Genomic DNA, 13,415 nt, shown 5'->3' on the forward strand with positions numbered 1-13,415 from the left:
CTGTCTTTTTAAATGCCAAAAAAGATAATTTGTAAATTTGTGGTAAACAAAATTTTAAACAACTTCATATCCTGCATATGCTTCTTCGATTTCATTCAAAGCAGCAAATAATTCTTCGGGACGATCTAAGGTTACTAGTTTTTGTTTGAACGGTTTAAAAGAATGAATTCCTTTAAAATAATTCGTATAGTGAGGTCTAGTTTCTACAATTCCTAATCTCTCTCCTTTCCAATCCATTGCCCAAGTTAGATGATTTCGAACTGCTTCTACTCTATCAACAACCGTCGGCTTTGCTAAATGTTCTCCGGTATTGAAATAATGTTTGATTTCGTTAAAAATCCAAGGATAACCAATTGCGGCACGACCAATCATGATTCCATCGATACCGTATTCATTTTTATATTGTAATGCTTTTTCTGGACTGTCAATGTCTCCGTTACCAAAGATAGGCATTGTAATTCTCGGGTTGTTTTTTACTCGGGCAATGTGTGACCAGTCCGAATGCCCTTTATACATTTGGGCACGCGTTCTTGCATGAATACTCAAAGCAGCAACTCCAATATCTTGAAGACGCTCAGCCACCTCATCAATGTTAATAGAATTATCATCCCAACCCAAACGAGTTTTTACGGTTACCGGTAAATGAGTACTGTCTATAACGGCTTTAGTTAAGCGAATCATCAAATCAACATCTTTTAAGACTCCAGCACCAGCTCCTTTGCAAACCACTTTTTTTACTGGACAACCATAGTTAATATCTATAATATCTGGATTTACAGTAGAAACGATTTTTGAAGACAAAGCCATCGCTTCTTCGTCACCTCCAAAAATTTGAATTCCAACAGGTCTTTCATAATCGAAAATATCTAATTTCATGCGACTTTTGATGGCGTCACGAATTAGTCCTTCGGAAGAAATAAATTCTGAGTACATCATATCAGCACCGTGCATCTTACACAACCTACGAAAAGGCGGATCGCTCACGTCCTCCATAGGAGCGAGAAGTAAAGGGAAATCCGGTAATTCTATGTTGCCAATCTTAATCATCTGCTTAAATTTTGTGCAAAATTACGCTTTTTTGATCAAAGCATGAAATAGCAACGATGAAAGACTTACTACTTAACTCATTAGTTTGCTATTTGGGACTTTGAAACTGTTGAATTTAAACTATCTTTGCAGCTTAATAGTCGCAGCTTAGCCGATTGCATAAAGGCTTGCGGTAAAAAAACCAGTTCGGCTTGGCGAACAAGTCTTGATTTTAAATCAGGCTAAGCCAAAAATAAAATTGACAGATGGATAAGATGAAAAAAATAAGGAATTTTTGCATTATTGCACATATAGACCACGGTAAAAGTACGCTTGCTGACCGTTTACTTGGTGCTACGCAAACCGTTACAGCGCGCCAAGAAAAAGCGCAGTTACTGGACAACATGGACTTGGAACGCGAACGCGGAATCACGATTAAAAGTCACGCGATTCAAATGGAATATACCTATAAAGGAGAAGAATATATTCTGAATTTAATAGACACTCCTGGTCACGTGGATTTCTCATATGAAGTTTCCCGATCTATTGCTGCCTGCGAAGGTGCACTATTGATTGTGGACGCTGCACAAAGCATTCAAGCACAAACAATATCAAATCTATATTTAGCTTTAGAAAATGACTTAGAAATTATTCCGGTTTTGAATAAAGTGGATTTACCAAGCGCTAATCCTGAGGAAGTAAGTGATGATATTATTGATTTACTAGGTTGTAAATTAGAAGATATTATTCATGCTTCAGGTAAAACTGGTTTTGGTGTCGAAAATATTCTAGCAGCTATTATCGAAAAAATACCTCCTCCATCAGGAAATGTGGATGAGCCACTACAAGCTTTGATTTTCGATTCTCACTACAATCCGTTTCGTGGAATTGAAGTTATTTTCCGTATAAAAAACGGGCAAATAAAAAAAGGTCAGAAAATTAAATTTATGGCTACTGGAAACGAATATTTTGCTGACGAAATTGGAACATTAAAACTGAACCAAGTTCCGAAACAAGTTATTTCGGCTGGTGATGTTGGTTATTTAATTTCTGGAATCAAGGAAGCTAAAGAAGTAAAAGTAGGTGATACATTGACCGATGCAAAAACACCAACTACAAATATAATTACTGGTTTTGAAGATGTGAAACCAATGGTTTTTGCAGGAATTTATCCTGTAGACACCGAAGATTATGAAGAGTTGAGAAACTCTATGGAAAAACTACAGTTGAACGATGCTTCTCTTGTTTTTTTACCGGAAAGTTCGGCAGCTTTAGGATTTGGTTTCCGTTGTGGGTTCCTAGGAATGCTACACATGGAAATTATACAAGAACGTCTTGAAAGAGAGTTCAACATGACGGTTATTACTACTGTTCCCAACGTTTCCTACTATGCTTACACCAAAAAAGATCCTACAACGCCACTTATAGTAAACAACCCTTCCGACTTGCCAGAGCCTTCCCGTCTAGACCATGTTGAAGAGCCATTTATTAAAGCTACGATCATCACCAAAGCTGATTATGTAGGGAATGTAATGAGTTTATGTATCGAAAAAAGAGGCTTAATTACTAATCAAACCTATTTGACTACAGAGCGTGTAGAATTGACTTTTGACATGCCTTTGGCTGAGATTGTATTTGATTTCTACGACCGATTAAAAACAGTATCTAAAGGATATGCTTCGTTTGATTATACACCAATTGGAATGCGAACTTCTAATTTGGTTAAAGTGGATATTTTATTAAATGCAACAATTGTTGATGCTTTGTCTTCCTTGATGCATACTGACAATGCTTATTCAATTGGTAAAAAGATGTGTGAGAAATTGAAAGAGTTAATTCCACGTCAACAATTTGATATTCCAGTTCAAGCGGCGATTGGTGTGAAAGTTATTTCGCGTGAAACGATAAAAGCCTTACGTAAAGACGTTACTGCCAAATGTTACGGTGGGGATATTTCTCGTAAACGTAAATTATTAGAAAAACAGAAAAAAGGAAAAAAACGTATGAGACTTGTTGGTAATGTTGAAATTCCGCAAGAAGCTTTTATGGCTGTTTTGAAATTAAATGACTAGATCTTTTTAGAATAAAGAAAAAAGAGAATATAATAAAGAGGAAACCTGACGATGTAAAAATTGTCAGGTTTTTTTTTGCTTATCTAATTATATTCCTGTCCGGGAGTTACTTTGCCAATTCGGTTAAACTTGCGTGGCTAATTTCACTTATCCTTCAACCACTCATACAGCCTTTTAGCATCTTCTAATTTAAATAACCGAGTTCCTTCATTCATCGTTGCCGCCGAACCACAGGCTACTCCCCAGCGAATTACTTCTTTCAGGCTTTTATTTTGAGATAACGCCCATACCATTCCACCCACCATGCTATCTCCAGCACCAACGGTACTTTTCTTTACAACATTTGGAGCAGGAACATAGTCGTAGGAATCTTTGGTAACTAATACCGCACCTTGGGGTCCAAGGGAAACAACCACAATTTCGGCACCACCTTTTCTAATTATTTCTTTTGCAGCTTCATTAACTTCCTCCATTTCTAAGCGTTCCACTCCAATTAGTTTTGCCAATTCACCAACATTAGGCTTAATCATATAAACACCTGTTTCCAATGCTTTTTTTAACGGTTCCCCGCTAGTGTCTATAATAATTTTTGAATTTGACTTTTTCGACATTTCAGCGATTTCTCTATAAAAATCTGTCGGCAAGCCCTCACTCAACCCACCACTTAGCACTAAATACTTAAAACTTAATTGTTGAATTGTTGCAATAATTTTATCTTTTTCGAAATTTGTAACGGGTGGAGCAGGAAAAACAAAACGAAACTGAGAATTAGTATTGTCATCGACTGCAACGAAATTTTCCCGAGTCCAACTTTGAGTTTCTACTGACTTAAATGATATGGACTCTGCTTCCAAAAGTCCTTTTAACATTTCACCTGTTGAACCTCCGGCAGTCATTACAGCCAGCGAACTCCCTCCTAATCTTGAGATTGCTTTAGAAACATTAATCCCTCCTCCGCCCGCATCAAACAAAGGTGTTTGACAGCGAATTTTTTGCTCAGGAATTAACCCCGAGAAGTGTGCACTTTTGTCTAAAGCAGGACTAACTGTTAGCGTGACAATGTCAAATGATTTCATTTTGCTTGTGTTTATTACTCTAAAGATGCGAAAAAAAAATTAAATCTCCCATATCGCCATCTAACAACATCCTTTCAGATGATGAATCCAGAATTAATTAGACAAAACCTTTGTACCTTTGCAATCCTGTAGCGCTTTATAATTCTATACAGAAAAACAAATTTAAAAATATGATTGAAGATAAAACACCGCAACGTACTAGTATTGCTCAATTAGGAGAATTCGCATTGATTGATCACCTAACAAAAAACTTCGAAATCATCCAACCTTCAACTTTAAAAGGAATTGGGGATGACGCCGCAGTGCTTGATTTTAAAGATAAGAAAGTCGTAATTTCTACAGACATATTAGTTGAAGGCGTCCACTTTGATTTGGCTTACATGCCACTGAAGCATTTAGGCTACAAAGCAGTGACTACAAATATCTCTGATATTTGCGCGATGAATGCAAAAGCCACACAAATCACAGTTTCAATCGCAGTTTCAAATCGTTTCCCGCTCGAAGCATTAGATGAATTATTTGCCGGAATTACACATGCTTCTAATGAATATAAAGTAGATGTTATTGGTGGCGATACTACTTCTTCACAAAAAGGTTTAATCATTAGCATAACCGTAATTGGAGAAGCTGATGAAGAAGAGATTGTTTATCGAAATGGCGCCAAACAAACCGATTTACTAGTAGTTACTGGTGATATTGGAGCTGCATATATGGGATTGCAAGTTTTAGAGCGTGAGAAACAAGTATTTCAGGTAAACCCGAATTCACAACCTGATTTAGATGCTTATACTTATTTGATAGAGCGCCAACTGAAACCGGAGGCTCGAAAAGACGTTCGTACTTTACTGCACGCTTTAGAGATCAAACCAACTTCAATGATTGATATTTCGGATGGACTATCGTCTGAAATCATGCATTTATGCAAGCAGTCCAATGTAGGTTGTAATTTGTATGAAGATAAATTACCACTGGATCCACAGTTGATAAATGTATGTGAGGAATTCAACATTGATTCTACAACGGTAGCAATAAATGGTGGTGAAGATTATGAATTGCTTTTCACTATAGCCATGGAAGATTTTGATAAAATAAAGGGAAACCCTAACTTTTCAATTATTGGACACATGACACAGGAAAGCGAAGGAATACATCTTATCACTCGTGCGGATACAAAAATCCCATTAAAAGCACGCGGTTGGGACCCAATGACTGAGTAAAAATAAAAAAAACGGCATTTATAAATTTATAAATGCCGTTTTTTATCAATTTGAACTGTTAAAATAACAATCCTATATTTCTTGCCTCACGCACCAATTCAATATCACTCCCATCAATTACTTTCAATAATTCCTTAAGTTTTAACTTTCGAACTTCGATTGCATTCAGCGATATGGGAATAAATTGTGTTATATCTTTCGACTTCGTCCCTTTGGATAAATGAAATAAAATTTGCTTGTCAAACAGGTCAATTTCGATACTGTGCTCTTGTGATTCTAACATTTTAATAACTGACTCACTGTAATAAGTTTCATTTTTCATCACCTTATCAAAAGCAAATAATAGTTCATCAAAGGTCAAATCATTTTTTATAACTAATCCATTTGGATTAATATTCTTAATAATCGTTTTAATCTTCAAAAACTCAGTGAACATGGTAAGCAAGATAATTTTGCAATTTGGCATAAATTCTAAAATTAATTTTGCCAAATCTTCGCCTGAGTAAATCCCCTTATCTTCATAAGGCGGCATACTGATATCTAAAAACGCAATATCAAAAACTACAGAATCTGGATTTGTAATAACATGATATGCCGATTCACAATCCTTTGCTTCTGCGATAAAAAATTCATGCTCGCTTGGATTGTATCTTGTAATTGCATTTTTATAACCCTGTATAATAAAAGGGTGATCATCCACAATTAGTATATTACTTTTTATCGTCGTTGGGGCAGCCGATTCAGTTGTCATTTCTATGTAGGTATTAGTTTTTGTTCTATTGGGATGATAACGGTACTACTTGTACCTTCTCCTTTTTTTGATTTAATATGAAATTCACCATTACATTCTTTAGTTCGAGAGCGCATATTCTGAATCCCGATTCCTTTCTTTTTTACTTTTGCATTAAACCCGATTCCGTCGTCACTGATCACGAGAACTAGATTTCCCTCATTCTTTTTTAATTCGACTTTAATAGTATTCGCTTGAGCATATTTATTAATATTCTGAAGTGATTCCTGTATGATTCGGTACAAATTGATTTTGACAGCATTCTCCAGCAGCTCCCATTTTATTGTACTATCAATACTTGAAATCAATTTAGACTGGAAGGTTTTTCTTTGTTCCTCAAAAAGATTGTCGACAATAGCAACGAAGTTATTAATTAATTCCGACTTCTCTCTATTTAAATCATGCGAAATTTCACGAATGTCTTGTTCTATATTCTTTAACTCGGATAAATACCCACTTCTTTGATTGACAGCCACTTCGTCCTGATATTTATTTAAGCTATCTAAATTCATCCGAACACCAAACATTCTCCCTAAAACGCCATCGTGCAGTTCTTGGGCTACCCTTTTCTTCTCTTCAACTCGATTGGTTTCTATGGTGTTTTGTTGAGTTATCATTAGATTATAGATATCCTCATTTGCTTTTTGTTGTTGCTGCTTGTATAAAAGCACCCTGTTTTTATTTTTCTGGGCTTTAATGATATACAAAAACAAACCTAAGATCGTTATTAAACTAAAGGCATATACTAAATTCCTGTTTTGAACCTCTAGACTAGAGTTTTGACTCTTTATTTGATCAGTTTCATACTCTATACGCGAGAATTTATCACCCATACTTCGTTCTGCCTTCTGTAAGTTTTCATTAATTTGAATGTATTCCTTATTATAAACTGCCGCATTTTTGGGCTGTATAATTGACAATTGCTTTAAGGCCACTAAAACATCTCTAGAAACATTAGTTGACTTAGCTAAAAACAAGGCTTCATTTGAATATTTTAATGCATTTAAAGTGTCTTGTTGTGAAGCAAAATACTCTGATAAATGGATTTTATTAACAAATACTCCATTAGTTATTTTTAGACTATCTTTAAATTTAAGAGACTGGAAAAACAAATCTGGAAGATCACTTGTTTCATTGAGTTTGAATTTAGCATATGCTATATTATCTAATAATAAAACATAAAGCGAAGGCTTTTGCGTCTTCAAATTGTTTTGCTTTAATCCCATTAAAAAATATTCCTTTGCCTGCTGATATTTCTTTGAACTTAAATAAAGATATCCAATATTATTATAGGAAGTAGCTCTTGACTGAAATTGTTCAGGTATCAAATTGTCATCAATGACTGACAAAGCCTTATTATTGTAAGAAATTGCATTTTCAAAGTCCCCAAGTTCGTTTGAAATCAATCCTTGAAGATTATAAGCGTCATACATTATACTATTTACCTGCTTTTCCTTCCTAATTTTTCGTAATGCTTTAATAATAGTGTTGTCAGCCCCATAAAAATCTCCAGCCTTGAATTGTAAAGTAGCTTTGTTTATTAGAGTTTTCCCTAGATTAATATTATCCCCTAATTTGTCATATATCTTTTCCGCAGTACTATAGAATTGAAAAGCACTGTCGGAAACCATTTGTGAGCTATAATAATCTCCCAAATAGCTATTGGCTTTTCCAATATTTATTGTGTCCCTGGCATTCTCAGATTTCTCCAAAACAAGCAAAACCGTTTTAATATAGTCGTTCCAATTGTTTATATTATAATACCTATTAGCTACCCTAAAAAGGTTTACTCTATTAAGAGAATCGTTTTCCTGATCTACAACAACATTAAAAGCTTTCTTATTAAACATTTGTCTATCTTCTATATTGTAGTTCAAGTCATTTGCCAAAGAAAAATAGATAGAGAGACTATCTTTAGTGGTATTTAAAAAATTCTTTTCCTTTTCCTTTTTAGCACAGCCAAAAAATAAAAAGATAAAAAAAAGTAACTGTATAAAACGATGATTTTTCAATAGCTTAGCTTCTAATTTTATCAAAAATAACAAAATAAAACTATTAACATAAAAAAAGGCTATCAAATAATTGATAGCCTATGCATTACTTACCTTTTATTTAAAAACAATCAGTCTAGTTTCATGTTTCCACCTGCAGATCCTTGTCCAATTATATCCAGTTTCATATTTCCTCCAGCAGAACCTTGTCCAATTATATCCAACTTCATATTTCCACCTGCTGAACCTTGTCCAATTATATCTAGTTTCATGTTTCCACCTGCAGAGCCTTGTCCAATTATATCTAATTTCATATTTCCTCCTGCAGATCCTTGTCCAATTATATCATTAGAAGTTGGTGTAGTGAAAGAAGTTAAGATCATTACTAAAGAGAATAGTCCGATTGTTAAGATTGATTTTTTCATAATTTGGGATTTTTTATGTTGTTGTTTTTGTTTTTACATTTACATAACGACTTGATTTCGCTGTCATTACGATGTAAAAGTACACAGGAGCTTTCGCTTTTTCTTACAAAAAAAAGCTTAAATGGTAGAACGCTATCGTTTGGTTGTGGATGATACCCAAATCTTGGTGAATGGACGTTTTTTAAATTTCTAAATAGTTTCCGTTAGAAATTTCTGAAATTATAAGGTCAATATTAGCCTTATATGACTTAGAAAAAGGAATTTTCGCCGTCGTGTTTTTAATATAACATACTGCATTTCCAGTATGAATCCTAGAAATGTAACGCGAGTTAACAATATAACTATTATGAATCCTTACAAAAGGATAAGACAAGACTCCTTCAAAATGTTTCAAGGTCTTGAAAGCAGTAATCATTTCTCCTCCATTAAGATGAATATCAGTAGAATTATTATCAGCTTGCAAATAACATATATCTCTTGCATCGATATATCTGTGATCACCGTACGATTTTATACACAATACCAATGGCTCCTTTAGTGCTGGCGCTTCATGTTGCACTATAATCGTGGGCTTCTCATCATGAACGGCAGTTTCCTCTACAACAACTGTAGCGTCAGCATTCGATTTATTCAATTTTAAGATTGTCTTTATAAAATCAATACGCGCCAAAGGCTTCAAAATATAATCGGTTACGCCATATTGAATTGATTCGTAAGCCAAATCTTTTTTTGAAGTGGTAATAATTATTTTGGGAATTACTTTAAGATACCGGTGCAACTCATTAATAAGCATCAATGATAGATTGCTTTTTTTATCGGAAGGATCGATTTCAAGAAAAATCAATTTCGGATGGTGCTCTAATATAAGGTTTAGACCTTCATCATAATTATTTGCCGAAGCTATAAAGTCAAGTTCCGAAAAACTATCAGCCATGGCTTTTGTTTTCAAAACACTTTCTTGATTGTCGTCAATAATAATGTACGAATAGTTCATTTATAGCTGTTCCTAAATTGTTAGGCATATTAATTAAATGTTTATTGCAGCTTTCACTTCAAAAAAAATAAAATCTATGGTAGTTTTGGGAAACTAATTAAATAAAAATCAACTTTTTACCCTTATTTAACAAAATAAAAATACATGTTTCATTGAGTATTTAAGAAAGTTGTTAATATGTTGTTAATAAATGTTCATAGATTAAGACGAAATACATATAAATCCGATTAACTACACTTTTGTACTGGCCGTAAAAGAGCTCATTTTAAGCACTCTAAGAATCTATGCCCTATAAAAACAAAAGGCTTTCCACATTGGAAAGCCTTTTTATACACTATAAAGCAGGTAATTACATTTTCATTAACCAATTTTTCATCGATACTTCATTTTCGATAATCGCATTCAATTCCGAGATCTTAACTCGATCTTGTTTCATCGTATCGCGATGACGAATCGTTACCGTTTGATCTTCTATAGTTTGATGATCAACCGTTATACAAAACGGAGTTCCTAACGCATCTTGTCTTCTATAACGACGACCTACAGCATCTTTCTCATCATAAGTCATACTGAAATCCCACTTTAAATCTTCGACAATTTTATGAGCTATTTCAGGTAACCCATCTTTTTTAACTAACGGTAAAACTGCCGCTTTTGTAGGTGCTAATACCGACGGTAATTTTAATACTGTTCTTGTCGAACCATCTTCTAAAGTTTCTTCCTTTAATGAAGTTGCAAAAACAGCCAAAAACATCCTATCTAACCCCACAGATGTTTCCACTACATAAGGCACATAATTCTGATTCAATTCCGCATCGAAATATTGCAATTTTCTACCTGAGAATTTTTCGTGTGCTTTTAAATCAAAATCAGTACGTGAGTGAATACCTTCTAATTCTTTGAATCCAAAAGGAAAATTAAACTCGATATCAGCAGCTGCGTTAGCATAATGCGCTAGCTTCTCATGATCATGAAAACGGTAATTCGCCTCTCCTAAACCTAGAGACAAATGCCATTTTAATCGTGTTTCTTTCCAGAATTCATAGTGTTTCATTTCATCTCCTGGTCGAACAAAAAACTGCATTTCCATTTGTTCAAATTCACGCATACGGAAGATAAACTGTCTCGCTACAATTTCATTTCTAAAGGCTTTTCCGGTTTGAGCAATTCCAAAAGGAACTTTCATTCTTCCAGATTTTTGAACATTTAGAAAATTCACAAAAATACCTTGAGCAGTTTCAGGACGTAAATACAAATCCATCGCTGTATCTGCAGAAGCTCCTAATTTTGTTCCAAACATTAAATTAAACTGTCTTACTTCGGTCCAGTTTCGGGATCCAGTTTCGGGACAAGCAATTTCAAGTTCTTCAATAAGCGCTTTTACATCTTCTAAATCCTCATTACCAAGAGAGCGACCCAAACGTTCAAGAATCTCTCGTTCTTTAGATTTGTACTCCACCACTCTAGGATTTGTAGTTACAAATTCCTGTTCGTTGAAAGCATCACCAAAACGAGTCCTTGCTTTTTCGACCTCCTTAACTGCTTTAACATTTAGCTTTTCAGCATAATCTTCAATCAGAACATCAGCTCTATATCTTCTTTTAGAATCTTTGTTGTCAATTAATGGGTCATTAAACGCATCAACGTGCCCAGATGCTTTCCAAGTGGTAGGATGCATCAATATTGAAGCATCGAGACCCACGATGTTATCATTCATCTGAACCATTGATTTCCACCAATATTCACGTATGTTCTTTTTTAACTCTACTCCGTTTTGTGCATAATCATATACTGCACTTAAACCATCGTATATTTCGCTTGACGGAAAAATAAATCCGTACTCTTTTGCATGCGAAATTACATTCTTAAATAAGTCTTCTTGCTTTGCCATAATGCAAAAATATGAAAAGCGAACTTAAAAAAAGAAAAATAGCACAACTTTGAAGCATACATTTTCATATTTTTATAATTAAATCAGCCGCTAAATGTTAAAACACCTTTTAAATCTATTCTTTCCTCCCGTTTGTAGCGGCTGTAACTCATTTTTAATGAAGAATGAAAAGGTAATATGTACGCTATGCAGACACGATACTCCGCTAACAAATCATCATTTAACAATCGAAAATGAAGCTTTCAAAAAATTTTATGGACGATTCCCTTTGGAATATGCCTCTGCCTTTCTTTATTTTCATAAAAAGGGAATCGTACAGGAACTCATTCATAAATTAAAATACAAAGGGCATGAAGACATAGGCTCCGTCCTAGGGAACTGGTATGCCGAAGATTTAAAAGCAATAGAAATCTTAAAAACTGCAGATGTAATTATTCCGGTTCCACTACATAAAAGAAAATTTAGAGAAAGAGGATACAATCAAGTAACCACTTTTGGCTTAGCCCTTTCGACTGAATTAAATATGCCTTATAATGACTCTATTTTATTTCGAACTACCTATTCAAAAACTCAGTCTAAAAAAAATCTATTAGACAGAAGCGAAGGAATCGATACCGTATTTAATGTTGCTTTTGATGAAAAAGACCATAACAAACACTATCTCCTTATCGATGATGTCATCACGACAGGAGCTACATTAGAAGCATGTTCCAGAGCTTTGTTAAAAATTCCTGGCACAAGAATTAGTATCGTCTGTATGGCAATGGCGCAATCCTAAGTTTTTTATTTTAATCGAATGTTAGATTGTAAATTGTACTTTAGAAAGCAGCGACAGATCTAATAATCACTTTAATTCGATATAAACATGATTTTCTTAATCGAAAACAATACTTAAATGATACCTCTAAAGGTAGATAATCGCATTCAAAAATACCGGTATCAATTAAATTAATGTTATAATAGCTAAATAGAATTTCGAATTCCGAAGTTAAATGTTTAAATTTGAATAAATTTTTATAAATCATTAAACAAATATATCATGGCTTTTGAATTACCTCAATTACCTTATGCGTATGACGCATTAGAACCAAATATTGATGCACGTACGATGGAAATCCACCACTCGAAGCATCATAATGCTTATACGACGAACCTTAATGCAGCAATTGCAGGTACCGATATGGAAGGCAAGACAATCGAAAATATTTTAATTAACCTTGACATGAAAAATGCTGCCGTTCGTAATAATGGTGGAGGATTTTACAATCACAATCTTTTCTGGAATATAATGACACCAAATGGTGGAGGACTTCCAAACGGAGATTTACTAACTGCTATTGAAAGTGCTTTTGGTTCTTTTGAAGAATTTAAAGCAAAATTCAGCAAGGCCGGAGCAACACAATTTGGTTCAGGTTGGGCTTGGTTATGTGTACATAAAGGTGGAAAACTAGATGTTTGCGGAACTCCAAATCAAGACAATCCATTAATGCCAGGTGTAGGTTGTGGCGGAACTCCAATTTTAGGAATGGACGTTTGGGAACATGCTTATTATTTACATTATCAAAACAGAAGACCTGACTATATTGAAGCTTTTTTCAATGTTATCAACTGGACAGAAGTTTCAAGAAGATACGCGTCTGAAAAATAATAAAGAAGGTTAAAAGTTAGAAAACGTAGGTACGAATTGTGAATCCAACTTTTCTAAACTTTCGAAATAAAAAGTCGAATGAGCTACATAGTTCATTCGACTTTTTTTATGTTGAAATTCATGACATTGAGTTCACGCCAATAAAAAAGGCGGAATTGCTCCCACCTTTTTTGCCCCAAATCTACCATAAACTTAACCTACTAATTTTATGGTAAAGTAAATTTAAGATAATAGAATTCTATCAACAAATATTTAAGATGAACAACCTATAAAATCGTTAATATA

At 34.2% G+C, this 13,415-nt stretch carries 11 protein-coding genes; 4 read left to right on the forward strand and 7 right to left on the reverse strand.

Translation table 11 applies throughout. The features are described 5' to 3' along the window. Positions 1–54: 54 nt before the first annotated feature. A complete protein-coding gene (dusB, locus tag E0F98_RS02870; protein WP_132108992.1) occupies positions 55–1,047 on the reverse strand; it encodes a tRNA dihydrouridine synthase DusB in 993 nt (330 codons plus the stop codon). A 254-nt stretch (positions 1,048–1,301) separates the two neighbouring features. Between dusB and lepA the strand changes: the two genes are divergently transcribed. Further along, the gene (gene lepA, locus E0F98_RS02875; protein WP_132109340.1) at positions 1,302–3,098 is read left to right on the forward strand and encodes a translation elongation factor 4; all 1,797 of its coding nucleotides are present in this window, start codon (positions 1,302–1,304) and stop codon (positions 3,096–3,098) included. 143 nt (positions 3,099–3,241) lie between these two features. On the opposite strand, the gene E0F98_RS02880 is transcribed toward lepA, so the two are convergent. Next, a complete protein-coding gene (locus E0F98_RS02880) occupies positions 3,242–4,174 on the reverse strand; it encodes a 1-phosphofructokinase family hexose kinase (protein WP_132108994.1) in 933 nt (310 codons plus the stop codon). A 170-nt stretch (positions 4,175–4,344) separates the two neighbouring features. On the opposite strand from E0F98_RS02880, the gene thiL reads away from it, so the two are divergent. After that, positions 4,345–5,391: a thiamine-phosphate kinase gene (gene thiL, locus E0F98_RS02885; protein ID WP_132108996.1), complete on the forward strand. Its 1,047-nt coding sequence runs from the start codon at positions 4,345–4,347 to the stop codon at positions 5,389–5,391. A 58-nt stretch (positions 5,392–5,449) separates the two neighbouring features. On the opposite strand, the gene E0F98_RS02890 is transcribed toward thiL, so the two are convergent. The 5 genes from E0F98_RS02890 to E0F98_RS02910 form a co-directional block, all read right to left on the reverse strand. Next, positions 5,450–6,142 carry a response regulator gene (locus tag E0F98_RS02890; RefSeq protein ID WP_132108997.1) on the reverse strand — a complete coding sequence of 231 codons (693 nt, stop codon included), beginning with the start codon at positions 6,140–6,142 and terminating at the stop codon, positions 5,450–5,452. Positions 6,143–6,144: 2 nt separating this feature from the next. Next, positions 6,145–8,031 carry a tetratricopeptide repeat-containing sensor histidine kinase gene (locus tag E0F98_RS02895; protein ID WP_243699188.1) on the reverse strand — a complete coding sequence of 629 codons (1,887 nt, stop codon included), beginning with the start codon at positions 8,029–8,031 and terminating at the stop codon, positions 6,145–6,147. 272 nt (positions 8,032–8,303) lie between these two features. Beyond that, positions 8,304–8,597 (reverse strand): 3-oxoacyl-ACP reductase, encoded by a 294-nt coding sequence (locus E0F98_RS02900; RefSeq protein WP_132108999.1) that lies wholly within the window; start codon positions 8,595–8,597, stop codon positions 8,304–8,306. A gap of 181 nt (positions 8,598–8,778) precedes the next feature. Further along, the gene (locus E0F98_RS02905) at positions 8,779–9,591 is read right to left on the reverse strand and encodes a LytR/AlgR family response regulator transcription factor (RefSeq protein ID WP_132109001.1); all 813 of its coding nucleotides are present in this window, start codon (positions 9,589–9,591) and stop codon (positions 8,779–8,781) included. Positions 9,592–9,940: 349 nt separating this feature from the next. After that, entirely contained in the window at positions 9,941–11,482 is a 1,542-nt protein-coding gene (locus E0F98_RS02910; protein ID WP_132109003.1) for a glycine--tRNA ligase, read from the reverse strand. Positions 11,483–11,639: 157 nt separating this feature from the next. Here E0F98_RS02910 and E0F98_RS02915 point away from each other — a divergent pair, with 157 nt between their 5' ends. Further along, positions 11,640–12,260 (forward strand): ComF family protein, encoded by a 621-nt coding sequence (locus E0F98_RS02915; RefSeq protein ID WP_132109005.1) that lies wholly within the window; start codon positions 11,640–11,642, stop codon positions 12,258–12,260. A gap of 261 nt (positions 12,261–12,521) precedes the next feature. Further along, positions 12,522–13,130 carry a superoxide dismutase gene (locus tag E0F98_RS02920; protein WP_132109007.1) on the forward strand — a complete coding sequence of 203 codons (609 nt, stop codon included), beginning with the start codon at positions 12,522–12,524 and terminating at the stop codon, positions 13,128–13,130. The last annotated feature ends 285 nt before the right edge of the window (positions 13,131–13,415 follow it).

Source organism: Flavobacterium hiemivividum (assembly GCF_004349145.1).
Classification (GTDB): domain Bacteria; phylum Bacteroidota; class Bacteroidia; order Flavobacteriales; family Flavobacteriaceae; genus Flavobacterium; species Flavobacterium hiemivividum.

Coding starts and splice junctions, on each gene's coding strand:
- dusB (WP_132108992.1), bottom strand. CDS start 1,047: ATGATTAAGATTGGCAACATAGAATTACCGGATTTCCCTTTACTTCTC.
- lepA (WP_132109340.1), top strand. CDS start 1,302: ATGAAAAAAATAAGGAATTTTTGCATTATTGCACATATAGACCACGGT.
- E0F98_RS02880 (WP_132108994.1), bottom strand. CDS start 4,174: ATGAAATCATTTGACATTGTCACGCTAACAGTTAGTCCTGCTTTAGAC.
- thiL (WP_132108996.1), top strand. CDS start 4,345: ATGATTGAAGATAAAACACCGCAACGTACTAGTATTGCTCAATTAGGA.
- E0F98_RS02890 (WP_132108997.1), bottom strand. CDS start 6,142: ATGACAACTGAATCGGCTGCCCCAACGACGATAAAAAGTAATATACTA.
- E0F98_RS02895 (WP_243699188.1), bottom strand. CDS start 8,031: ATGTTTAATAAGAAAGCTTTTAATGTTGTTGTAGATCAGGAAAACGAT.
- E0F98_RS02900 (WP_132108999.1), bottom strand. CDS start 8,597: ATGAAAAAATCAATCTTAACAATCGGACTATTCTCTTTAGTAATGATC.
- E0F98_RS02905 (WP_132109001.1), bottom strand. CDS start 9,591: ATGAACTATTCGTACATTATTATTGACGACAATCAAGAAAGTGTTTTG.
- E0F98_RS02910 (WP_132109003.1), bottom strand. CDS start 11,482: ATGGCAAAGCAAGAAGACTTATTTAAGAATGTAATTTCGCATGCAAAA.
- E0F98_RS02915 (WP_132109005.1), top strand. CDS start 11,640: ATGAAGAATGAAAAGGTAATATGTACGCTATGCAGACACGATACTCCG.
- E0F98_RS02920 (WP_132109007.1), top strand. CDS start 12,522: ATGGCTTTTGAATTACCTCAATTACCTTATGCGTATGACGCATTAGAA.